Origin of the sequence: Anaerocolumna xylanovorans DSM 12503 (assembly GCF_900143645.1) — a bacterium.
GTDB lineage: Bacteria > Bacillota > Clostridia > Lachnospirales > Lachnospiraceae > Anaerocolumna > Anaerocolumna xylanovorans.
In genome coordinates, this window is sequence record NZ_FRFD01000005.1 from 114,976 (window position 1) to 137,965 (window position 22,990).

General features: G+C 40.1%; 20 protein-coding genes. 13 read left to right on the forward strand and 7 right to left on the reverse strand.

The window, feature by feature from the left end:
- Positions 1-13: 13 nt before the first annotated feature.
- Both BUF11_RS08900 and BUF11_RS08905 read left to right on the forward strand, forming a co-directional pair.
- The gene (locus BUF11_RS08900; protein WP_073588503.1) at positions 14-1,093 is read left to right on the forward strand and encodes a nucleotidyltransferase domain-containing protein; all 1,080 of its coding nucleotides are present in this window, start codon (positions 14-16) and stop codon (positions 1,091-1,093) included.
- Between the two features lie 258 nt (positions 1,094-1,351).
- Positions 1,352-3,127 (forward strand): oleate hydratase, encoded by a 1,776-nt coding sequence (locus BUF11_RS08905; RefSeq protein WP_073588504.1) that lies wholly within the window; start codon positions 1,352-1,354, stop codon positions 3,125-3,127.
- 55 nt (positions 3,128-3,182) lie between these two features.
- Here the strand turns inward: BUF11_RS08905 and BUF11_RS08910 are convergent, their stop codons facing one another.
- Positions 3,183-3,767, reverse strand: a complete 585-nt coding sequence (locus BUF11_RS08910) for a TetR/AcrR family transcriptional regulator (protein ID WP_073588505.1) — start codon at positions 3,765-3,767, stop codon at positions 3,183-3,185.
- 204 nt (positions 3,768-3,971) lie between these two features.
- On the opposite strand from BUF11_RS08910, the gene BUF11_RS08915 reads away from it, so the two are divergent.
- The 3 genes from BUF11_RS08915 (at position 3,972) to BUF11_RS08925 (ending at position 7,354) form a co-directional block, all read left to right on the forward strand.
- On the forward strand, positions 3,972-6,020 hold the full coding sequence (locus BUF11_RS08915; protein ID WP_073588506.1) for an FAD-dependent oxidoreductase: 2,049 nt from the start codon (positions 3,972-3,974) through the stop codon (positions 6,018-6,020).
- Between the two features lie 189 nt (positions 6,021-6,209).
- Positions 6,210-6,485, forward strand: a complete 276-nt coding sequence (locus BUF11_RS08920) for a hypothetical protein (RefSeq protein WP_073588507.1) — start codon at positions 6,210-6,212, stop codon at positions 6,483-6,485.
- Between the two features lie 23 nt (positions 6,486-6,508).
- On the forward strand, positions 6,509-7,354 hold the full coding sequence (locus BUF11_RS08925; protein WP_073588508.1) for a GNAT family N-acetyltransferase: 846 nt from the start codon (positions 6,509-6,511) through the stop codon (positions 7,352-7,354).
- Between the two features lie 6 nt (positions 7,355-7,360).
- On the opposite strand, the gene BUF11_RS08930 is transcribed toward BUF11_RS08925, so the two are convergent.
- Positions 7,361-8,776, reverse strand: a complete 1,416-nt coding sequence (locus BUF11_RS08930; protein ID WP_073588509.1) for an MATE family efflux transporter — start codon at positions 8,774-8,776, stop codon at positions 7,361-7,363.
- 316 nt (positions 8,777-9,092) lie between these two features.
- On the opposite strand from BUF11_RS08930, the gene BUF11_RS08935 reads away from it, so the two are divergent.
- The gene (locus BUF11_RS08935) at positions 9,093-10,289 is read left to right on the forward strand and encodes an AAA family ATPase (protein WP_073588510.1); all 1,197 of its coding nucleotides are present in this window, start codon (positions 9,093-9,095) and stop codon (positions 10,287-10,289) included.
- Positions 10,290-10,973: an RloB family protein gene (locus BUF11_RS08940; protein WP_073588511.1), complete on the forward strand. Its 684-nt coding sequence runs from the start codon at positions 10,290-10,292 to the stop codon at positions 10,971-10,973.
- Between the two features lie 104 nt (positions 10,974-11,077).
- Here BUF11_RS08940 and BUF11_RS08945 read toward each other — a convergent pair whose 3' ends face one another.
- On the reverse strand, positions 11,078-12,856 hold the full coding sequence (locus tag BUF11_RS08945) for a glycoside hydrolase family 18 protein (protein ID WP_073588512.1): 1,779 nt from the start codon (positions 12,854-12,856) through the stop codon (positions 11,078-11,080).
- Between the two features lie 156 nt (positions 12,857-13,012).
- Between BUF11_RS08945 and BUF11_RS08950 the strand changes: the two genes are divergently transcribed.
- The 3 genes from BUF11_RS08950 to BUF11_RS08960 are packed head-to-tail and all read left to right on the forward strand — an operon-like array spanning position 13,013 to position 15,738.
- Positions 13,013-13,384 (forward strand): trypco2 family protein, encoded by a 372-nt coding sequence (locus BUF11_RS08950; protein WP_073588513.1) that lies wholly within the window; start codon positions 13,013-13,015, stop codon positions 13,382-13,384.
- A gap of 6 nt (positions 13,385-13,390) precedes the next feature.
- Positions 13,391-14,887: a hypothetical protein gene (locus BUF11_RS08955; RefSeq protein ID WP_073588514.1), complete on the forward strand. Its 1,497-nt coding sequence runs from the start codon at positions 13,391-13,393 to the stop codon at positions 14,885-14,887.
- A gap of 20 nt (positions 14,888-14,907) precedes the next feature.
- Positions 14,908-15,738 carry a tetratricopeptide repeat protein gene (locus tag BUF11_RS08960; protein WP_073588515.1) on the forward strand — a complete coding sequence of 277 codons (831 nt, stop codon included), beginning with the start codon at positions 14,908-14,910 and terminating at the stop codon, positions 15,736-15,738.
- Between the two features lie 23 nt (positions 15,739-15,761).
- Here the strand turns inward: BUF11_RS08960 and BUF11_RS08965 are convergent, their stop codons facing one another.
- Genes BUF11_RS08965 through BUF11_RS08975 form a run of 3 tightly spaced genes read right to left on the reverse strand, consistent with a single transcriptional unit; the run spans position 15,762 to position 17,541 of the window.
- Complete coding sequence (locus tag BUF11_RS08965) at positions 15,762-16,823, reverse strand: FAD-binding protein (protein WP_073588516.1); 1,062 nt, start codon at positions 16,821-16,823, stop codon at positions 15,762-15,764.
- 21 nt (positions 16,824-16,844) lie between these two features.
- Positions 16,845-17,057, reverse strand: a complete 213-nt coding sequence (locus tag BUF11_RS08970; RefSeq protein WP_073588517.1) for a helix-turn-helix domain-containing protein — start codon at positions 17,055-17,057, stop codon at positions 16,845-16,847.
- A gap of 10 nt (positions 17,058-17,067) precedes the next feature.
- Positions 17,068-17,541, reverse strand: coding sequence for a DUF2975 domain-containing protein (locus BUF11_RS08975; RefSeq protein ID WP_073588518.1), 474 nt, complete (start codon positions 17,539-17,541; stop codon positions 17,068-17,070).
- A 284-nt stretch (positions 17,542-17,825) separates the two neighbouring features.
- Here BUF11_RS08975 and BUF11_RS08980 point away from each other — a divergent pair, with 284 nt between their 5' ends.
- The 3 genes from BUF11_RS08980 to BUF11_RS08990 all read left to right on the forward strand — a co-directional run bounded on the left by BUF11_RS08980 (position 17,826) and on the right by BUF11_RS08990 (position 22,008).
- Positions 17,826-18,983, forward strand: a complete 1,158-nt coding sequence (locus BUF11_RS08980) for an RCC1 domain-containing protein (protein ID WP_073588519.1) — start codon at positions 17,826-17,828, stop codon at positions 18,981-18,983.
- 80 nt (positions 18,984-19,063) lie between these two features.
- Positions 19,064-20,323, forward strand: coding sequence for an MFS transporter (locus tag BUF11_RS08985; protein ID WP_073588520.1), 1,260 nt, complete (start codon positions 19,064-19,066; stop codon positions 20,321-20,323).
- A gap of 239 nt (positions 20,324-20,562) precedes the next feature.
- Positions 20,563-22,008, forward strand: a complete 1,446-nt coding sequence (locus BUF11_RS08990; RefSeq protein ID WP_073588521.1) for an MDR family MFS transporter — start codon at positions 20,563-20,565, stop codon at positions 22,006-22,008.
- A gap of 11 nt (positions 22,009-22,019) precedes the next feature.
- Here the strand turns inward: BUF11_RS08990 and BUF11_RS08995 are convergent, their stop codons facing one another.
- On the reverse strand, positions 22,020-22,985 hold the full coding sequence (locus BUF11_RS08995; RefSeq protein ID WP_073588522.1) for a hypothetical protein: 966 nt from the start codon (positions 22,983-22,985) through the stop codon (positions 22,020-22,022).
- Positions 22,986-22,990: the final 5 nt, after the last annotated feature.

Below are 22,990 nucleotides of genomic sequence, written 5' to 3' on the forward strand. Positions count from 1 at the left end.
GGGGTAAGTGAAAATGAATGCTGAAACAAGAAGAAAGATTTTTGATAAGAATGAAAAACTTATTAATATGGTTATAGAACGTGCGAAGAGAGATTTTGCAGATGATATCGCAATCATTGGTCTTACAGGCTCATTTAGTACCGGTGATTTTCATGAAAAAAGCGATCTTGACCTTATTATAATTAATAATACAGACCGAGGCTGGGGCATAGCTTCCTGCTTTATATTGGAGGATGTCGGATATGACATATATTGTACTCCATGGGAGGCAATAGAAGATAAAGCAAATCTTGGGAGTGAAATGATTTCACATCTAATAGATTTACAGATAATATATTGTGCAAAACCTGAATATTTGGAGAAATTTAATTCATATAAACAGAAAGCACTTGATTCCATAGCTAAGCCTATAGGAAAAGAATGTCTTACCAGAGCAGAGAAGTATATAGACAAAGCAAAACAGGAGTATACCAATGCATTGCTTTCTGTAGATATAGGTGCTGTAAGGAATGCTTCATGCAAAGTATTATATAATCTGCTAAATGCATTAACCAACTTAAATAATACCTATCTGCACCGTGGTATTAAGAGGTATCTGGAGGAGATAACATCATACCGTTATATTCCGGATGATTTAGAAAAATTATATATGGCTGTAATAGATGCAAAGACAATTGAAGAAATCAGGAGTGCATCATATGAATTTCTTAAAAGTATTAATGATTTATACCATAAAATGTATCAGGATTTTATTATACAACCTGTTCCTGTATATGATAATCTTCGCGGTACCTATGAAGAATTGTGGTGTAACTACCGCAATAAAGTTATCATAAGTACTGGATTAGGAGATAAATCTTATGCCTATCACGTTGCTATGGGAGTACAAAATTATCTTGATGAAATGACAGAAATGGTAGGAACAAAAAAATTTGATTTACTGCGGTATTTTGATGCAGATAATTTGGGCATATTAGAAGAACAGTTCATGAAGATTATGGATGAATATCTGGAAGAATACAACAGGGTAGGGAGGAAAGTCAAACGATACGACACTTTTGAGCAATTATGCAATCAATATTTGAATGGATAGATGCAGAATTCTGACATGGGAGTGAGGGCTTGGACAAAGAATTTCTATTGCCAGGTCCAAAGAAAATATGGCTTTATACGCTATAAATAGCATTCCGTTGATAAAATTTGTCAAATTCCCGGATGTGACTAAAGTTTAGACAAAACAACTGCCCTGATAAAATTTTTATCAGGGCAGTTGTTTTGTCTATAGTAAGTTAAAAAATAAAGGGTAAAATGAAAAGTGTAAAAGACATTCAGACTTAAAGGAGGTAGTATTATGTATTATTCTAGTGGAAATTATGAAGCGTTTGTACGTCCGGAAAAACCAGAAGGAGTTGAGAATAAATCAGCTTACATCATCGGTTCTGGTCTGGCTGCACTTTCAGCAGCGTGCTTTCTTGTTCGTGACGGACAAATGGATGGAAAAAGAATTCACGTTCTTGAGAAAGATCCAATCCCTGGAGGCGCCTGCGACGGATATCAGTATAATAACGTCGGGTATGTAGTAAGAGGTGGACGCGAGATGGATAACCACTTTGAGTGTATGTGGGATCTGTTTCATTCTATTCCCTCAATAGAGACCGAGGGTGTCAGCGTACTTGATGAATATTACTGGCTCAACAAGCATGACCCGAACTACTCTCTGATGCGTGCTACTGTTAATCGCGGTGATGATGCTCATACTGACGGTAAGTTCGCCCTGTCAGAAAAAGGATCTCTTGAGATTATGAAGCTGTTCTTCACACCGGATGAGGATCTATATGATAAACGTATCACCGATGTATTTGATGATGAAGTCCTGAATTCAAATTTCTGGTTATACTGGCGCACTATGTTTGCTTTTGAGAACTGGCATAGCGCATTGGAAATGAAGTTATATATCAAACGTTTTATACATCATATAGGCGGTTTGCCTGACTTTAGGGCACTTCGCTTTACAAAGTACAACCAGTATGAATCCATGATTCTTCCTATGGTTAAATATCTGGAGGCTCACAATGTTCAGTTCCACTACGATACGAAAGTGGAAAATGTAAAGTTCGACATTAAAAAAGATGCGAAAGTTGCAAAAAGTATCAGCATAATCCGTGACGGCAATGAAGAAAACATTGACCTTACCGAAAATGATCTGGTCTTCATCACCAACGGCGGATGTGTTGAGAATTCTTCCCTCGGAGATCAAAATACTCCGGCATCTTACAACACGGAAATTAAGAAAGGCGGCGGCTGGGATATGTGGCGCAAGATTGCGGCACAGGATGAAGCTTTCGGACACCCTGATAAATTCTGTCATGATCCTGAACAAACCAACTGGATGTCAGCGACCGTGACGACGCTGGATGACAGGATTCCTCCCTATATCCAGAATATATGCAAGCGCGATCCTTTCAACGGAAAAGTAGTAACCGGTGGAATTGTTACAGCCAAGGATTCTAACTGGCTGCTTAGCTGGACCTTTAACCGTCAGCCTCACTTCCGCAGTCAGCCAAAAGATCAGCTGGTTGGATGGATTTATGGATTATTTAGTGACAGACCTGGAAATTATGTCAAGAAACCTATGCGTGAATGCACAGGAAAAGAAATCTGCATGGAGTGGTTATACCACATGGGAGTACCCGTAAATGAGATTGAGGATATGGCAGAACACAGTGCCAATACAGTTCCTTGTATGATGCCTTATATTACTGCATTCTTTATGCCCCGCCGCAGTGGTGACCGTCCTGCCGTTGTTCCGGCTGGCAGTGTGAACTTTGCATTCCTGGGTCAGTTTGCCGAAACAGTACGTGATACAATCTTTACAACAGAGTATTCTGTCCGTACCGGTATGGAAGCTGCTTATACGCTTTTGAATATTGACCGTGGTGTACCCGAAGTTTGGGGAAGCACATATGATGTTCGTGACTTGCTTAATGCTACTGTTAAACTCAATGACGGTAAGAAGCTTACAGAGCTGGATCTCGGACTAAAGAGAAAATTAGCGCTCAAAGAAGCTCTTAAAAAGGCGGAAGGTACTGATATTGAGAAGCTGCTCCGTGAGTTTAATGTAATCTGATAGTATCAATAGAACAGAAAAAGAAGGCTGCAACATTTTGTTCAGCCTTCTTTTTCTATTTGCCGTAATGGTTCAGCACCATATCTAAGGTTCGTCTGCCTTTTTCCGATAAATCGTAACTTCCTTCATGTAAACACCAGTCATAGATAATACCGCGGCATGTACTCAATATATCTTCCGTTATGATATAAGCGTCTCCAAAAAGACTGCCGCCATTCACGCTGCGCTGTACCATCTCATAGATCGTTTTATAAAAGAAACGCTCTTTATTCAATATATATTTTTCTTCATTGGTTAGCTGGTTTTTGAAATATTGGGAAGAGGCCAGGGAACCCATCTGCTGCATGGACTGCATTTGATAGGCTACTAAAAACCGAATGGCTTCCAGTTCATTTGCCGGGTGATGCTGGCTCCAGGTTTCTTCAAGCTGAAGATCAAAGAGATGATAGCCTTCATTTAATATACTTTCCTTGTTTTTAAAGTGATGATAGAATGCACCGACAGACACCTGGGCCCCACGGCAGATATCACCGACGGTTATATTTTCATAAGAGTTTTGAGCGAACAGTGCAACGGCGCAGTTGAATATTTTTTCCTTTGTCTCAATGGCCTGCTTCTTTCGTTTGGTTTGAGGCTTCATACGAGGACTCCTTTAAGTAATATATAGAATAATATCATGGAATAATTGGCTTGTCAAAAGTGTCTGTTATGGCAATTTACACAAAATATAGTTCACCGAATTGTATTCTGTTAATATTGACAGACGGGATGAAAGAGTGTTATTATTTTATCAAAGTTAGGGGTAGTACTACCCGGCTTAATAGCTGTAAGAAGGGAGCAACGTATGTCTAACAAATTTACACATTTATTTACACCAATCAAAATTGGCAATGTGGAAGTACGCAACCGTATTGCCATGATGCCCATGGGTGTCTTTTCACCACGCTTAATGAATATGAAAACCGGAGCTTACACAAAGGATGGCGCAGATTATTATATCGAGCGCGCCAAGGGAGGAACCGGTCTTATCATCACCGGCCTGGTACCCATTATTCCCATGCCTTATCTGAACCCGGTGAACCATCCACAAGACTATGTATCGGAAATGAAATATCTGATGGATGGCATCCACAAATACAATTCTAAGGTATTTATCCAGCTTACGGCAATGAACGGCCGTGCGGCACATCTGGAGGATGAAGCTTCCTGGAAGATGCTCCCGGCTCCTGCACCGATTCAGAATGTATGGGACCCCACTATAAAGAACAGGGGAATAACCATAGAAGAAATTAAGCAGTATATTAAAAACTTCGCAGAAGCAGCACATCTGGTGAAGCAGGCCGGCGGTGACGGTGTGGAAATCCATGCAGTACATGAAGGCTACCTGTTGGACCAGTTTGCAGTTGCATTTTTCAATAACCGAACCGACGAGTACGGCGGTTCTCTTGAAAACCGTTTACGCTTTGCAAAGGAAATTGTGGAAGCGATTAAGGAGAAATGCGGAAAAGAATTTCCCGTATCGGTGCGTTACAGCGTGCGAAGCTATGTAAAAGACTTTAACCGCGGTGCCCTGCCCGGAGAAGAATTTATTGAAAAGGGACGTGATTTGGAGGAAGGTATTGCAGTAGCAAAAATGCTTGAGGAATTCGGTTATGATATGCTTAACTGTGATAACGGAAGCTATGATTCCTGGTTCTGGCCTCATCCGCCGATGTATATGCCAAAAGCCTGTAACCTAAAGGACGTGGCCGAAGTTAAAAAGGCCGTGGGCATCCCGGTTGTATGTGCGGGACGTTTTGACGAGCCGGAAGTGGCAGAAAAGGCTATTGCAGAAGGCCAGGTTGATATGATGGGCATGGGGCGTCCTCTTCTGGCTGATCCGGAGCTTGGCAATAAGTTCTATGCAGGCCAATTGGAAGACATACGTCCTTGTATTTCCTGTCATCAAGGCTGCCTTGGACGTATTTTCCAGGGAAAGGACATCAGCTGTGCCGTTAATCCTGCCTGCGGACGTGAGAAAAGCTATGAATTACAGCCTGCGCAAACGAAGAAAAAAGTCATGGTAATCGGCGGCGGGCTTGGCGGCATGGAAGCGGCAAGAGTCTGTTCTCTTAGAGGGCATGAAGTGGATTTATATGAAAAAACCGGCGAACTTGGCGGTGTATTCGTAGCGGCAGCATCCCCTGATTTTAAAGATGATGACAAACATTTACTTGCATGGTACAAGCGTCAGATGAAGAACCTTCCGATTACAATTCATATGAACACAGAAGTGACTGCTGATATGATAGCCGGATATGATGAAGTATTTACTGCTACCGGTGCAAAGGAGCGTAAGTTAAATACGCCGGGCTTTGACGCTCCCAATGTTACCTACGCTTTTGACACCTTATGCAATACAAAAATTGAAGGTGAGAATGTAGTCATTGTAGGCGGCGGCCTCACCGGCTGTGAAATTGCCTATTTATTAGGCAGGGAAGGCAAGAAGGTTACAGTTGTTGAGATGAGCGAAACAATCTTAAATGCCTTTGGGCTTTCTGCGGCTAATTATAACATGTTGATGGAGCTTCTTGATTATTATAAGGTAAATGTAATTAAGAATGCCGTAGTAGAAAGCTTTGAAGATGGAAAAGCGGTGGTTATTGAAACTGAAAAGAATTACCCCAATGCTGCTAACCGTGCGAAGCTTATGTTTGCACTCGGACCCAAGGGGCACCAGAAGAAACATGAGATTCCGGCCGACCATATCGTAGTGTCTATTGGTTATATTCCGGATGACTCTTTGTATGAGCAAATCAAGGGAGAGCATGTCTATCTGATTGGTGACGCAAAACAGCCTACCAATGTAATGGATGCTATCTGGGCTGCTTATGATATCGCAATGAACCTGTAAGACCTGTTTTACAGCTTCTCATTTAAGGCTATTCGAATGTTACGATGAGTAAATTCAGAGGAACATTCGGGTAGCCTTTTATTAATGATACTGCTTAGAGTGTGAGTATTGGTTAAATTCTGTTTGACGATTGATGAACGGGACTATACAATAAAGGTATCTATTGCAATTTATAGCGGAGGGAACAGTATGTATGATTTGGAAAGAACTAAAAAAGTAATTATAATTATGTTTGGTCTTTCGGCTGTCTCATTAATACTGGCTTTTGTGGGATTTGCAGGCGGCGGAGAAGAACTGATAAGGTACGGATTCATGAACAACCCGGGGCATGCTATTTTGATGTTTGTCAGTGCAGGAGTGTTTCTGATATCCTTGTTGACTGGAGTTGGGTTTAGAGCCTTATCGAAAGATATTGCTGAGGTATTAAAATGCATTGATAATAGTCGGAATTCGTCTAAGTCTTAAGGGTTCTCAAAAAAGGAGGTAAAATGATTTTATATGAAACATTAGACAAAATAAGCAATGAAACACTTCATCAAACATTTGTGGAGGCATTTTCTGATTATCAGGTTAAGATAGATTTGCCATATTGGAAGTTTCAGCAGATGATTCAAAGAAGAGGTTATAATCCGGAGATATCGGCAGGAGCTTTCAAAAATCAAAAATTAGTAGGGTTTGCTTTAACCGGATTGCGGAGTTGGAATGGAAAAACAACGGCGTATGATATTGCAACGGGGATTATACCGGAATGCAGAAGGCAAGGCATTACAAGCAATATATTAGCACATATTAAAAATCTGCTTAAGGAAAAGCAGGTAGAACAATATTTGCTTGAGGTGATAAAAACCAACCAGCCGGCATTGGAACTTTACCAAAAGCAAGGCTTTCAGATTCAAAGGGAATTCTCATGCTTTCAGTTAAATAAAAATAAATTCATTCAGGGAGGAACCTGGGAGGCAGAGAAGGTTAACAGAATTGACTTTCAACAAGTTGAAGATTTTTGGGACTGCCAACCTTCCTGGCAGAATTCTGCTGCTTCCGTTGAAGCCCTTTTGGAGGCTTTTACCTGTTTCGTTGTAAGACTTGATGATGCCATTGCAGGCTATGGCATTATAGACAAAAAGACGGGAGATATTCCTCAAATTGCAGTAAGCAAAAGCTGCCGGGGCAAGGGCATAGCAAGCAGTATTATGGCAGAATTGGTAAAAACTGCAGAATCCGAGAGAATCGCAGTTATTAATATCGAAACCCCACAGAATCCGATTGAAAATTTCCTGACCCAATTGGGATTCGAATCACATGTCGGCCAGTATGAAATGCTGATGAAGTTATAATATCCATCAATCGATGGTTCTCTTAGTCAGCCATATGCCGGACCGGTAACGCAGGTAGAAAATCAGGGAACGCACTACCCACTCGGCACCCATGCTGACCCATACCCCATAAACCCCAAGACCCAAAGAAATCGTAAGGAAATAACCGAGACCCACCCGGATAATCCACATGGTAATCAGGGAAATCGTGGAAGTAAAAGCAGAATCACCGGTGGAGCGGAGTACGCTGGGCATGACATTGGAAGCCGACCAGAAAAACGGCATGGGAATAATAGTTATCCACAGCAGGGTATAAATAATATCCAATGTGTTTGGCGGTGCCTGATAAAGATACAAAATCAGCGGCATCAGCGGTAGCAGCAGGATAATTGAAAGGATGATAGTGATGGTACCAAGATGAACCATTTTGGTACCATAGCGCTTTGCCAGCGTTTTTTCTCCCGCACCGGCGCATTGGCCTACCACGGTCGTGGCGAGGACGCCGACCGCAATCCCGGCTGCATAAAAAATCGAAAAGGCAGAGCCGGCCACGGCATTGGCTGATACGCTGTCCGTGCCAAGTTGTACTATATAGGTCTGCACCAGCATACTGCCCCCGTAAAAGAAAACCTGTTCCAGGGCATAGGGTATGCTTAAGTGAAAGATTGATTTTAAAATAGAAAAATGAAAGGTAAAAATATGGCGTGCATGAATTCCTAAAGTGCTCTTAGGGCCAAGCAGCAGCCATATTGCTACGGCAGCACCAATAAAACGTGCGATATTTAGGGAAAGGGCTGTTCCGAGAATATCAAGGTGCATGACATTTAAAAACAGAACGCTTGCCAGCAGATGAATTAAATTAATAATGATGGTCAGCCGCAGGCATGTTTTTGCCTCTCCCAGTCCGCGGAATATGGCGGAAGCTCCAAGATACAGGGAAAGAAAGATTTGCGATATGGCCACCCCGATCAGGTAGTTACTGGCTTTTTTCTGGACCACAGGACTTGCAGCACCGAACATGCCATGAATCAGCTGGCTGGCACAGGTAGCTAAAAGAATACAGGAAATTATGGCCAGGACAACAGAAGACATGATAATCTGACCCGCTGCAATGCGTATTTTTTTGTCATCACCCCGGCCCTTGTACTGGGCCACAATTACCGTACCGCCCACCGATATTGCATTAAAGACAGAGTAAACCACCATATAAAACGGAGAGACGATACTGACAGCAGAGATAGATTCCTGACTGGAGGAACTGATCATGGCAGTGGTTAAAAGATTGATCAGATTAATAAAAAGCTGGTCAAGAATCAACGGAACTAACATGGCAAAAATCTGCCGGTAGGTAAACAGGCTGCTGCCTAATTGTTTCTCTAAAAATAAGTCCCCCCGGGAGCCGGGTTTTATTATGGAGATTTTATGTACTGTTCTTAAATGCATTTATGCGTACTCCTTATGCTCATTCCTAAGGCCAATCATACATGCGGCAGGCTGTAAAAACAATGTCTATTATTATATAATTTTGCATTATTCTGTGAAGTTGGCTGTGATATCTTATTCATTCATGAGGAAACTCCCCAATGGTAGAATGTATAATTGAAAATACTTTGTATACACCAATTAAGTATTAAGAACCTATTTTGATTACAACATATCAAAAACTAAATGTTATATCGAGAAAAATACGAAAAATACTCAAAAATATTGACATAGAATCCGAAATAGCGTATATAATATAAATAAAGGAGGTGGTAATATGTTGGTACAATTCTCGTTGAAAAATTTTTTGTCGTTTAAGGATGAAGCTGTGTTAGATATGACCGCAATTAATGCATATAAAGAACATGAATACAATTTAATTGATTTAGATATGAAAGAGAAATACTTAAAAGTTGCTGCAATTTATGGAGCAAACGCAAGTGGAAAATCAAATTTATTTTTAGCTTTTTACTATTTTCAAAAAATGCTTACGGAATCGTTTAATAATGTTTCAGGTGATGATTTGAAAACTATAGAAGTTTGTTATATGCCGTTTAAGTTTGATGAAGATAATGAAAATACCGAATTTGAAGTTGTAGAGATTCTAGATGGATACGAATATAAGTATGGATTTGAATATAATGACAAGAATATTGTAGCTGAATGGATGTATAGAAAAAATATAGAAACGAATAGAAAAACTACTGTTTTTGAACGGTATGGTAATGGAAGTATTGATTTTGGAGCTGTCGTTAGAAAAGAATGCGATATGTATAAGGAACAGATTCCGCCAGAAACATTAGTGTTATCTTTTTTTAATAAATTGAAACTTAAGACAGATATTTTTAAAAGTGTTTATGGTGGTATTATGGACACATTGGTTATGGATACAGATTTTTATGAGGACTTGGGATTGATAGAGAAGCTACTTCCACGCGTTATTGATGATAGTAAAGAGAGCTTATTGAACTTTTTAGATGCTATAGATATAGGAATCAAAGATATTTGGCATAAAAAAGAAAAAGATGAAGAACAATTCTTTACCGTTCATAAAGATAAAAATGGAAATTGTTATGATTTATCTCTGTTTAATGAATCTGAAGGTACAATAAAAAGCATTACCATTTTCTTGTGTGCAAGAACAGCAGTTTCGCTTAATAAATCTATGCTTATTGATGAATTAAATGTAAAATTACATCCGTTACTGCTTAAATTTATTATTGATTTGTTTTATGAAAAGACATCGAAAGCGCAATTGATCTATACAACTCATGATACTACCTTACTTGACAGGAGGTTCTTCAGGAGAGATCAGATTTGGTTTGTACAAAAAGATGACATGGGGCATTCTGAACTAAGTGCTTTGTCTGATTTTAAAGTCCGCCCTGATGCATCATTTGAAAAAGACTATCTATCCGGTGTCTATGGCGGCATTCCTCTTTTAAAAGAGTTTAACTTGAAAGCAGGTGAATAAATGGGGAGTGATGACTTTTTTAAAAAGCATCGGGAAGAACGAAAGAAAAGAAAATACGAGTACAAGCAACCACATGCAAATTCATACTTAATAGTAACAGAGGGAGAAAGAACAGAGCCTTTATATTTTAAAGGTATGGTTAACATTATTGAAAGAAAAATGGGCGGTAATGTAGATGTATATGAATTGCCAACAATTAATATTAATGGAGAAGGCTGTTCAACCTGTAAATTAATTGAGAAAACGGATGAACTGATCAGTAAAGCAAAGATCATTTATCAAAACATTTGGTTGGTATTTGACAAAGATGACTTTAATGATTTTGATGACGCAATAAAGACTGCTGAAAACAAAGGATACAAGGTTGCCTGGAGTAACCAATCCTTTGAGTATTGGCTTTACCTGCATTTCAATTATAGTGATTCAGCATTGCACAGAGATATTTGGAATAATAAACTATCTGAAATTTTTGAGGAATGTGATTTGGGCGAAGGGAAGTATTATAAAAATTACGATGATATTTACAATATAGTAGACTTGAATGATGGAGTAAATACAGCAATTAAAAATGCGAAAAGAAGAATGGATGATTATCTCTGTAAAAATGTTAAACCATCGAAATATGATCCGGGGACGACAGTACATTTATTGGTATTAGAATTGAAAAAGTATTTAGATGAATAAAAATATCATAAAATAAAGGAATTAAAAAAATGAGGGTGTCTTCCAAATTATAAATTTTTGAATTCTATAGGGAGAAGCACCCTCTTAGTATCCTAAAGATGTTTTTATTTTATTTCCTTTTCCGAAGTAATCTGTCCGGTAGGATTGGAACAATAATATTTCTTATTGCCAACGCTGACCCATTCGCCTTTTACAATTTCACCGTTTAAGTCCGTGTAATATTTATCAGGACCGAGAGTGATTACTTTATTCACAGCAAGTTTACCGGTTTCGGATGCATAATAACTGCCGCCATTAAACGTAATGATCTTATTAACTGCCACAGAGCCGGAATCTTCGCAGTAGTAGGAGTCACCCTGGTAGCGGATGATTTCACTGACTGCCATTGTTCCGTCCTCTTTTGCAAAAACCTTTCTGACGGTTCCGTCCGCAAAGGTCATGCCTGCAAATGCATTTTTTACAGGAGTTCCGTTGGCATCGTATATCTTCACAACAGCCGGCGGCAGCAGAAGGTTGGAGGCAAGCTGTGTAATCATCGGATTATCGGTATCATCCTGGCTGAATTCCCAGATGATAATTCCGCAAAGGCCTTCGCTTTGGATGTAATTAATTTTGGCCTGTAAGGACAACGGACTTTCATAGGATAAATAATATTTATAGTACTTTGATTTGGGGTCGTCATTATATAAATAGGTTCCGCCCATCTTGGAATCATAAGCGTAATGCCAGCCGGTTCCGCCTTTATCATAAGCAGAGCCCATAACAACTTTGACACCGGACTGTTTTGTGGTGAAGCCGCTTACAGCCTGACTTTCGTAGGAGTTTAAGATTGGCTGTGTGAAATCATCACCATTGATGTATGTATCCTCGATGGGAGCTCCGACAATTTTAGATTTGCTGATTTTTTTCATTTTAAACCCCGTTGCATAGAACGGAGTACCGATGTTTAATTTGGAAACACTGATTCCCAGAGCTTTAAAATATTCTACGGCACCTTGGACATCCGGCATATTGGAAGCGTGTCCGGTTACTCCGTCCCAGCTTCCGGCCATATCATAAGTCATGATATTAATCATGTCCAGATAGGGAGCGGCAGCAGCCCAGTCCTGATAAGGCAGTGTCCAGCCGGTAGAGGAGGAAGCACAGGAGGTTAATTTCTTAACACCGGCACCATATCTGGTGTCAAAGCCCTCTCTCATGTCTTTTAATAAAGCTGCAAAATTTGCTTTATCCTGATCTGCAGTACCAAAAATCGGACATCCCTCGTCACCGTCACCGCCGTAACGTTCACCGCTGCCGTTTCCTCCGGGATATTCCCAGTCAATATCAATACCATCAATCCAGGGATACTGATCCATTAATGCGATACAGTTGTTGACAAAGGATTTGCGTCCCTCTGCGGTATAAGCCATCTCTGAAAAATATCCGCATTTGGTCCAGCCGCCGACAGAAATCATGATATTGACAGAGGGATATTTCTTGGAATATTCCGCATATTCCGCAAAGTGATTTCTGGGAATGGAAGGATTAATTGCACTTGGTGTCTGGTCCTCGTAATCGCTTTTGGGATCGGTGGAAATAACTTTAAATTTTGTTCTGGCGGCTAATTTGTTATCCCGTCTTTCAAAGGATGTCTCGGTAGAACCGTCCGCCGGTGCAACCGCCCAAAATGCATGGTTGATATAGGTTACCTTATCCCATGGAATTCCTGCTACCTCTGCTTTGCTGGCAGGTTTGGCATCCAGATACCAGTTTGCGAAATAGGTAATAACCTCTTTGCCCTTTGGTGCCTCCTTTGCAGTTACTGTACTGCCGGTCAGCATGGGAACTGCTAAAAGTATTGCCAAAAGCCAGGCAATCAATTTTGTTTTTGTGCCCCTCATAAAAACTCCTCCTATTATAGGTTTTTATTGTAAAATCATACCATTCTATTTTACATTATATTTACAATACTTACCAGAGCCAATTCAATAATTTGATTTACATAATATGGTATTTTGTGCTACAATAGAATTCATAATAAAGGGGGTAGCGGTCGGATGTTTGATAAAATGTTAGACAATAGTATTTCCTTGGGGGAAGCAATACATATCATTCAGCAGGAATTGATGAAAAGTGAAGAAGAAAGAGTGAAAAGCGGTTTACCGAGACTGTTTGTTACTGACAAATTAACCCTTGAAGCAAACTGTGTCTTTGTTCAAAATGAGACAGCCGGTGTTGGCTTTGATATTAAGCTGTTATCGGTTTTTTCTGCGAAAAGCGATTTGTCATCGAAAGATGAAAGCAGCTACATTCAGAAAATCAAACTGGAATTTAAAACGGTAAACGAGAACGGAGGCAGCAATATCAGCGGAATAACTCCCATTGGATTACCTGGCGGCAGGTACCCCCACGATAAAGACAATGGGTAACCGGCGATGAAGGACAAGGACCTGTATGAGGCAGTGAGGCTTTTTCATGAGAAGGAGCATCAGAATAGCAGCAATTATTTTGATATTTTTGCCTGCAAAATAAAATTTTCTTTTGACTCAAACAGCTACTTTAATTCCTTAAAGCAGTATAAGGAAAAAGGGGCAGTGGATGATTATTTAAAAATAATTATCCATGAATACTTTCATTATTTTCAAAGGGCGTATTCTACCTTTGGTTTCTACTTTCAAATGCTGGAACGGTATAAAGAAGTTCTGGTTATCAATATGGCAAAGCATATGCTCTATCATTATCAAAATATTGATGGAGCCGACCGGCCGGTCATAGATGTTATACAGACCGATTCCAGGTTACGAAGCGACAATCTGATTAACAAATGGCTGTTTGACTGGATTGATCTTCATTTGATAAATTCTTATGTCAATGATACGCCGGAGGAATACCTGGCAGGCTGTGAGTACATGAATCAGATCAGACCTGATTTTTGCGGGCTGTTTATCAGCAGGAAATATGCTTCTATTGACAAGCAGCTGCAAGCATATTTAAAAGGAATTTTCGGCGGCTTTCCCTATAGGAGGTATAAGACTATTGATTGTTCTCCGGAAGATAAAAGCCGGATTCTTCATATGGAAAGCCAAAGTATGGAAATAAAGGCCATGAATATGTTCACAGCAAAAGGGATTCTCGAGAGCTACAGTAAAGCCGCAGAGTTTTTCCTTATGAGAGAGGAAATATCATTGGAGTATTTGCGGGGATTGTCTTTTAGTGCAAAAGATTATGATTATTATTTTACCCTGGCATTTGCAGCACAGAATATTCCTGCCAAAAACAGCACAGAGTTTCTTTTGACCTTTCTGGCTGTCTGCGATATCGTTATTTCACCTCCGTGTATTCCCTATTTATCTATGCTAAGAGAGGAGTATCCTTCCATTACCGATTTCGATCCCGGATACCGGTTTTATTGTGCGTGGGAGCCTATGAAACGGATAAGACCCATAGCCAGTTTAGAAGAGGATTATGTAAGATACACGCAGGAACTGTGTCAGGCTCTTGGGTGGCCGACGCCGATGGATACGGCAGCGGAGATTGTTTCAAAGTGCGGCTATATGGAAACCAGTGATGATATCATGTTCAGAGTATTTTACCAGTCACAGCAGCTAAGGCTCAAAGTGCCGTACTGCTTTTTGGAGATTACTCCTTTTCTGACCTATTTATACAATAACTATCCCTATTGCCCGCTTGTAGAATTGAGTGATATGGTTCTTATAAATCATGGGATAAATGATGAGGTATATTTTACCATGGAGTATCTGAACAGGCAGTATTGGGGAAATATTCTGACCAGAACCACAACCGAGCTTATGTATCCATACCATACGAAGCCGTATGTGCTGGATAATTATAAAGAATCATTTGAACGGTTGAACGAAGAGGCAGTAGGTCTTCGGATTAATAACATCAAGGTTGTTAATCCGTCTTATTAAAAAGAAGGAATGGGGGAAAGATGAGGATGGAGCTTGACAGGCCATGGGATGAGATTTTAAAGGAAGCCCGGGAAAGACTCAATGAAAATCCGGATGACATGGAAGCACTTTATTACAAAGGGGCTGCATTATGTGAATTAAAAAGAAGCCAGGAGGCGCTGGACTGCTTTGAATGTATACTTAAGGTTATGCCGGAGAAAGATATTGCCTGGTATTATAAGGGACTGGTGCTAAGTGATTTGGAGATGCATGAAGATGCCATTTTTTGTTATAAGAAGGCGCTGTCCCTGTCTCCTGAACTTGATTATGCCTGGAATAATCTGGCCTTTTCTCTGGGGCAGCTGGGCAGAACTTCGGAAGCTTTATATTATGCGACAAAAGCAATAGAAGTGAATTCGGAAAATTCCTCCGCCTGGCTGAACAAAGCAGGTTACTGTGATGATCTGGGGGAATACGACGAGGCGTTGGAAGATATTGAGGCCGCGCTTAGACTGGAGCCGGAAAATGCCAGGATGATGTATGTAAAGGGAAATATACTAAGTGACCTGGAAGAATACGAGGATGCAATCCGGTGGTATGATAAAGCAATAGAGATTCAGGAGCAATATGATGATGCATGGGCAAATAAAGGGCTGGCATTCAGAAAAGCCGGTGATTATACGGAGGCAGTCCGTTGTTATGACAAAGCAATCGGTATCAATAGTCAAAATGCAGGGGCCTGGAACAATAAAGGGATTGCCCTCAGGCTTTTGGGGGAGCATGAGGAAGCAATCAGTTGTTTCCTCATAGCTGAAAAGCTAAAGGATCCTATGGCAACAAAAAATTTAAGATGTTTATACCATATAGGGTAGAAAGAATGTTTCGCTTATTTGAATTATTTAATGCTTTGCAGTCCGGATTTCATGGCTAACTGCCTAAGAAAAGGATTATACATAGCCGGAGATTTTAAGTTTTTAAGGAGCAGATTTAACCGGATATCGGCTGTCTTTTGTTTATATCTGTCCAAAAATCCGTCGATTCCAGTTTCAAGGCTCTGTGCTAAACAGAAGGAACTCTTTAAAGCATAGCTGATTCCTTCTGCGGAGCTGGGGCTTATTGCACCTGCGGCTTCACCAACCAGGGCTATACCGTCCTGCCCGGTATAAAATTGCGATAACTTTCTTGTCCTGTTGATAAATGCGCCTTCGGTTTTTATTTTATGATTAAAATCAAAGCCTAATTTTGTCAGCTTTGATTTTAGCAGCTCATATTTTTCTTTGGTATTCTCCCTGGGTCTAAGGGCTGCACCCAATAATAAGCAGTTCTCCTTTGGTATCATCCAGGAATAGAAATCACTGATTTCTTCGTCAAAAATCGCTGTGTAATAGGGAATCTCATAGGGGCATTCAAACCATTCCTGAACTGCAATATATTTTTCAGGGACAGCTATATTTTTACCGATAAGAGTTCTTACTCTTGAGGCTGCTCCATCGGCCCCTACCAAAACTTTTGTTTTGGCATACAATTCCTGCCCATTGCAAGTATATTGAATTTCATACCCTCCGGGTATTTTTGCAAAGGCTTTAAAGACGGCATTAAATTTCTTATCAACATCACTTGGAAGAAGAGAAACCAGCCATCTGTCAAATTTTTCTCTGTCAATATTAAAGTAGAATCTCTGATACAGCCTTTCCAGATGATTGGTTAAATCAATGGTCCTTACAGCAAAAAGCTGCGGGTCCACCAGAATATCCTTTGGTATCCCTAACCCAAGCTTAGCAATCATTTTCTGTGCATCGGGGGCCAGTAATCCTCCGCAGCATTTATTTGACTGGTTTTTGGGATTTTCGTTTTCCAAGTCCCGCTTATCTATCAGTAAGACCTTATATCTATTTCCAAGCAACCGCGCAAGGTTTGCTCCTGCGGGACCGGCCCCTGCAATAACGATATCATACATAAACCATCCACCTGCTATCTTTTAATTTATATCATCTCTATATTCCAGAATATCTCCTGGCTGGCATTCCAGCGCTTTACATATTGCCTCTAAGGTTGATAACCGGATGGCTTTTGCTTTTCCGTTCTTTAGGATGGAAAGATTGGCCATGGTTATCCCGACTTTTTCCGAAAGCTCTGTTACGCTCATTTTTCTTTTCGCTAACATTACATCGACATTGATTATAATTGCCATATTGTTCACCTCAAACTGTTAAATCATTTTCTGTTTTTATATCAATGGCATTTTCTAATAGCTTTTGGAGAACTGCTGCAAAAACTGCAATCACAAGGGGAGCAAAAGTACAGACTAATCCGATTACTACGATACCCGGGGCATCGTCTTTTTGCGCCATGAGATAAAAAAGTGGCAAGCTTACCGCATATATGATACTTATCAGGGCTGCACAGTATTTTATATACTTCAAAGAATTAACCGATAATTCTGAAAAAGCGTTGTTCTTATCAATATAGCTTAAAAGTTTAAAGGCCTGATACAAAGCAAAGTAAAAGGGTATTGCAGTTAGATATATGCCAATTAAGACAGGCAGATAAACCAGTTTCGGATAATGTTCGGCTGCTTCATTTCCTATCCAGGGCAGCACAAGTATGCACAAAGCAAGAACTGGAATTCCAATTAAAAAAAGAGACATCTTTAAAAAGAAAGTTTTCTGTTTCATAAAAGCACCTCACTAAATTGCACTGAAATAATAAGTAGATTATATTTGAATATTTATCGAATGTCAATAAATTATTATTGCAAAAGAGTAAAAGTTGATGTAGCACAGGCACAGACATTACAAGTCGGCAGGCTGGTTTTTCAATCATTTGTTGCTCTCCCTTTGCGAATTCCTCTTTTAAGGATTGATTTTAGATCCGAAGGAAATTATAGAAACTGCTTGTTTTTTTACATTGGTTACTATAATATTTTCTATAAATAGAATTACAAATGAGGAGAACCGATATGGCTAAGAGAAGAATTGCCATAATTATGGCGTTTATCTTATTATTGACATCTGTAACCGGAAACGCACAAGCTTATGCCATGGGGGCTTACCAGAATCAAAGTATATTAAGTACGGACGCCGGATCTTATTATGCAATCAAATCAGATAACAGCCTGTGGAGCTGGGGGTATAATGGCAGAGGAATCTTAGGGGATGGTACAACCAAGGACCGGACAAAACCGAAGAAAGTTCTTGATAATGTTTTAAATGTACAGGAAGGCAGCTACCACATGGCAGCCCTTACAACCAATGGTGAGGTATGGTGCTGGGGCAGTAATGTCTATGCAACAATCGGAGACGGAACAGTGGCAGACCGGTTAAAGCCAAAGAAAATATTGACGGGGGTAAAACAGGTTACATCCGCCGGTAATAACTATACGGTAGCCCTGAAAAAGAATGGCGAAGTGTGGCTCTGGGGCAGCAACAGCCGGGGACAATTAGGAAATGGCTCTTATAATTCGGAATCAAGGCCTAAGATGGTGTTAAAGGGTGTCAGTAAAATATCCCAGGGCTCCAACCACGTCCTTGCGCTGAAAAAGAATGGGGAACTGTGGGCCTGGGGTTATAACTTTTCTGGTCAGGTCGGAAACAATAGTAAGAAAGATGTTTTAAAACCAATAAAAATAATGGGTAAAATAAAGGAGATTGCAGCTGAACACAATACTTCGCTTGCTATCAGCAAAACCGGAACGTTGTACCTTTGGGGAAGCAGCCCCATAAGATCCTTTTCCGAAGAGGGAGATATTTTAACTCCTAAGAAATATTTATATAAAATAAGCAGCGTAACCTATGACGGTTATAATATTCTGGCGATAAAAAACAATGGAGAGTTATGGTCAATTGATACCTATCATGATAATACGCCATATAAAATTATGGATGATGTTATCTATGCTTACCGGAATATGCTTATTACTTCCGAACATGAGCTTTACAGCCTTGATGAAAATAACGGTCTGAAGCCAAGTAAGGTTATGGACAATGTAGCATATATAAGCTCTAATTGGTATCATGGGCTGATTGTTACCTATTATGGAACCTTATGGTCTATTGATGGAGGTGGGGTCAAGTATACGAAGACAAAGATAATGAGTAAAATGAGAGTTAGCGAATAATTTAGCTTGTAGATTCATCTGTTTAATGTTATTAATAAGATAATGGTATTGTTTTAAAACACGAGGAGAAGGAGAACCCGATGAAGCTAAACTACAAGAGAACTTTCTTGATCAGCTTGGCATTTATGTCAATCTGTGCCTTTTGGCAGCTATACGATACGATAATTCCTTTGATATTGCAGAACACTTTTAAGCTGGGTGAAACAGTAACCGGAACAGTAATGGCCATGGACAATGTACTTGCAATTTTTCTGCTCCCGGTCTTCGGAGCATATTCCGACAGAGTCAATACAAAGTTAGGTAAGAGAACGCCGTTTATCTTATTTGGGACAATAACTGCGGTTATATTGATGATGATACTTCCCATAGCTGATTTAGAGGAAAATATGATAGTCTTTGTAGTGGTTTTATTCTTGCTGCTGATTGCAATGGGTTCTTACCGGTCTCCGGCGGTGGCTTTAATGCCCGATGTAACGCCAAAGCCTTTAAGAAGCAAAGCCAATGCGGTAATTAATCTGATGGGGGCAGCCGGCGGCGTATTTTCCCTTGTTATGATTAAGATATTGATTCAGCAGGTAGATAAGCCGAATTATGTCTGGGTATTCCTTTCAGTTGCAGTATTAATGCTGGCTTCCGTTATGGTTTTAGTGAGCACGGTACAGGAAAATAAAATCGGGATTAAGGCAGAGAAAGAAGAAAAAGAAAATCTAAGCGGAACGGATTCGGCTAAATTGCCAAAGGAGGTTCAAAAGAGCCTGGCATTTATTCTGGCATCCATATTTTTATGGTTTATGGCTTACAATGCTGTAACTACTGCATTTTCCAGGTATGCTGTTAAGGTGTGGGATTTAAAGGGCGGCAGTTTTGCCAACTGTCTTTTGATTGCCACCATTGCTGCTATTTTTAGTTACATGCCTATAGGGGCAATCTCCGGGAAGTTTGGACGTAAGAAAACCATAATCGGCGGAATTCTGCTGCTATCTGCTTCTTATTTTGCAGGTATGCTTTTTAGGGAATATTCCAGTATGATTAATGTTGTTTTTGCAATTACGGGCATTGGATGGGCTGCCATCAATGTGAATTCTTATCCCATGGTGGTTGAGATGAGTAAGGGCTCGGATGTGGGAAAATATACCGGACTATATTACACCTTTTCCATGTCGGCGCAGATTATTACGCCTATTTTATCGGGGTTGCTGCTGGAGCATGTCTCATACTATACACTGTTTCCCTATGCGGTGACATTTTCGCTTTTGTCGCTGTGCACAATGTTATTTGTAAAGCATGGAGATGCAAGGCCGGAAAAGAAAGAGAGTTTATTGGAGAATTTTGATTCCTAAAGAAGAGTAAAGCCAATTGACTTTTTCTCCGGCAAAATGTTATAATTAACCGAACTTAAGGAGTCTGCTGTCCTAAGAGAAGTCATCGGAGGGCTTGTAATCGTAATTGCAATGCCAGATAAGATGTCGGGTGCGCCCGGTATTTTATCTGGATTTTTTTTGCTTTTAAATGGCTTAAACAGAGAATAAAAATATTAGTACGGTTTGGCAGAACCGCTGCTGGAGTAAGGAAATGAAATATGAATTTAAAAAGAAGAAATCTGATCATATCAATTATGTTAGTTATGTTTTTAGCGGCAGTTGAAGGAACAATTGTCACTATGGCAACGCCTACCATTACAAAGGATTTACATGGCTTTGAACTTATCAGCCTGGTTTTTTCGGTATATTTATTGACGTCTGCAATATCTACACCTATCTATGGCAAATTTGCGGATTTGTATGGAAGAAAAAAGATGCTTATCATTGCAATCCTGCTATTTTTGACCGGAAGCTTTTTATGCGGTTTATCACAGAGCATGATTATGCTGATTGCCTTTCGTGCAATTCAGGGACTGGGTGCAGGAGGAATCCTCACCATTTCATACACCATAGTTGGAGATGAATTTCCACTGGAGGAAAGGTCAAAGATTCAGGGCGGATTAAGCACCGTATGGGGAATTGCAACTCTTGTAGGGCCGTTCTTAGGAGGATTCTTAATCGATATGCTTTCCTGGCATTGGATATTTTTTATTAACATTCCTTTTGGACTCTTAGCGGTTGGCTTTTTACAAAGCTCATTGGAAGAGACGGCTATAAAGAAAAAGCAAAGTATTGATTATGCCGGAATCATTACATTGTCCCTGGCGGTGATCAGCCTCTTAAGTATTTTTATATTCGGTCAGAATACTGCTTCCTACCGTTCTTCTTTCTTTACCATAAGTGGGGCAGCAGTAACTGCTCTTTTGCTGTTCCTGTTCTATAAAATCGAAAAGAAGGCAAAGGAGCCCATTATACCTTCTGGCATTTTTACAAAAACAAGCACAATTGTAAATCTGCTGTCATTTTTGATTTATGCCACCTTAATGGGCATAGATGTATATATGCCTTTATACTTACAAAACATTTTAGGTTACCAGCCGACAATATCAGGACTGGCAATGTTACCGATGTCAATTTCCTGGCTTGGCGTTACGTTCGTTCTGGGAAAATTGTTTATTAGGTACGGCGGAAAAGCTGTAACGGTGGTTTCGAATATCCTTATCCTTATTAGTACCCTGTTATTTGCTACGTTAGGAATGAATTCTCCCATTCTATTGGTGCTGCTGTATGGGTTCATTGTCGGGATAGGATTTGGCGGAGTGACCACGGCTTTAACCATTATCGTACAGGATTCCGTTGAATACAGCATGAGAGGTGTGGCAGTTGCAACCAATTCATTACTTCGGACATTGGGGCAGACCATTGGCATTAGCATATTCGGCGGTATCTTTAACATGAATGTGGCAAGATATTTTATGAATCATGGGATAGAGGGTGTTGATTCAAGTAACTTATATCAGGCGTCGGTATCCCATGCTGCTCTTTCGGCAGAACAGATTAAGTCATCTCTGAACAGCTCCCTGCATATTCTGTTTATTACTTTTATCGCAATATCTTGTTTTTCTTTTATTTTGTCCATAGTGATGCCGGAAGAAAAGAAATAGGACATATTTCCTTAGCTCACTTGTGTCAGTTTTAAGTATTTTTTCAATGCCGTATTCCAGGAGGCATATTGTTTTTGACCGCGGCGGTCGGTTAAATCCGTATGTTCTGACAAATAGTCACCTATATAATCCGTTACTTTCTTGGCACCGTAATAATTCATATGGTTTCCCTTATCGCGGGTATCTCTTGCCCAGTCAATTTTTAATTTCTCAGCATGCAGATTTAAGTCGATATAAGTTAGATTATTCTTGCTGGCAAAAGAATCTGCCGCATTGTGCTTTTCATAGGTCCAGCATAAAGGTGTCGGAGCACTGTATAGAATCAATTGAATGTTTCTTTCTTTACATAAATCCACAATCTTATTCAGGTAAAATAATGGCTGCGCATCAATTGGCTCTATTTTGTCGGTCTTGTGAACATAGGGTCCATCCAGGTAGGGCTTGGTAACCGAATTGTATTGGTATCCTTTGTATGCACGGGGTATTTTATGCCCCGGTTTCTTTGGGATATTTTCCAGCGTGCCTAAGTTAAAATACTTCCAGCTGTTATGGTATTTGTATACTGGAAATATATTTTGGGCAGCTTTGTCAACAGCATCCTGGAGGGCATTGGAATAATCAAAGCTCCGGTAGAAGGCATTGGTCTCTAAGAGCACAACTTTCGGGGACTGGTTATTAAGTATTTGCTGCAGCAGATAGTAGGTATCCTGCAGGCGCTGTCCTGGAACACCGCAATTATACCCTGCATAGCCATGCTTATTCCAGAGCTCCATGGGAGAAATGCTGGTACTGCATTCGCTGTCACCGAGTGTTATATAATCAATGGTGTCTTTCGGGGCACTTAATATGCCGTTCAGCTTTTTATAAGGACCTTCTCCCGTGCTGTTGTAGGGGAGGAATAGATAGGATAAGCCATACAATAAGATGAAAAGCCCGGAAAAGAATAAAATTGGTTTTATAATATGTTTTGATTGCATAAAGT

Bases quoted from the DNA above. Each gene is read 5' to 3' on its own strand.
- BUF11_RS08900 (WP_073588503.1), top strand. From the start codon at position 14: ATGAATGCTGAAACAAGAAGAAAGATTTTTGATAAGAATGAAAAACTT.
- BUF11_RS08905 (WP_073588504.1), top strand. From the start codon at position 1,352: ATGTATTATTCTAGTGGAAATTATGAAGCGTTTGTACGTCCGGAAAAA.
- BUF11_RS08910 (WP_073588505.1), bottom strand. From the start codon at position 3,767: ATGAAGCCTCAAACCAAACGAAAGAAGCAGGCCATTGAGACAAAGGAA.
- BUF11_RS08915 (WP_073588506.1), top strand. From the start codon at position 3,972: ATGTCTAACAAATTTACACATTTATTTACACCAATCAAAATTGGCAAT.
- BUF11_RS08920 (WP_073588507.1), top strand. From the start codon at position 6,210: ATGTATGATTTGGAAAGAACTAAAAAAGTAATTATAATTATGTTTGGT.
- BUF11_RS08925 (WP_073588508.1), top strand. From the start codon at position 6,509: ATGATTTTATATGAAACATTAGACAAAATAAGCAATGAAACACTTCAT.
- BUF11_RS08930 (WP_073588509.1), bottom strand. From the start codon at position 8,776: ATGCATTTAAGAACAGTACATAAAATCTCCATAATAAAACCCGGCTCC.
- BUF11_RS08935 (WP_073588510.1), top strand. From the start codon at position 9,093: ATGTTGGTACAATTCTCGTTGAAAAATTTTTTGTCGTTTAAGGATGAA.
- BUF11_RS08940 (WP_073588511.1), top strand. From the start codon at position 10,290: ATGGGGAGTGATGACTTTTTTAAAAAGCATCGGGAAGAACGAAAGAAA.
- BUF11_RS08945 (WP_073588512.1), bottom strand. From the start codon at position 12,856: ATGAGGGGCACAAAAACAAAATTGATTGCCTGGCTTTTGGCAATACTT.
- BUF11_RS08950 (WP_073588513.1), top strand. From the start codon at position 13,013: ATGTTTGATAAAATGTTAGACAATAGTATTTCCTTGGGGGAAGCAATA.
- BUF11_RS08955 (WP_073588514.1), top strand. From the start codon at position 13,391: ATGAAGGACAAGGACCTGTATGAGGCAGTGAGGCTTTTTCATGAGAAG.
- BUF11_RS08960 (WP_073588515.1), top strand. From the start codon at position 14,908: ATGAGGATGGAGCTTGACAGGCCATGGGATGAGATTTTAAAGGAAGCC.
- BUF11_RS08965 (WP_073588516.1), bottom strand. From the start codon at position 16,823: ATGTATGATATCGTTATTGCAGGGGCCGGTCCCGCAGGAGCAAACCTT.
- BUF11_RS08970 (WP_073588517.1), bottom strand. From the start codon at position 17,057: ATGGCAATTATAATCAATGTCGATGTAATGTTAGCGAAAAGAAAAATG.
- BUF11_RS08975 (WP_073588518.1), bottom strand. From the start codon at position 17,541: ATGAAACAGAAAACTTTCTTTTTAAAGATGTCTCTTTTTTTAATTGGA.
- BUF11_RS08980 (WP_073588519.1), top strand. From the start codon at position 17,826: ATGGCTAAGAGAAGAATTGCCATAATTATGGCGTTTATCTTATTATTG.
- BUF11_RS08985 (WP_073588520.1), top strand. From the start codon at position 19,064: ATGAAGCTAAACTACAAGAGAACTTTCTTGATCAGCTTGGCATTTATG.
- BUF11_RS08990 (WP_073588521.1), top strand. From the start codon at position 20,563: ATGAATTTAAAAAGAAGAAATCTGATCATATCAATTATGTTAGTTATG.
- BUF11_RS08995 (WP_073588522.1), bottom strand. From the start codon at position 22,985: ATGCAATCAAAACATATTATAAAACCAATTTTATTCTTTTCCGGGCTT.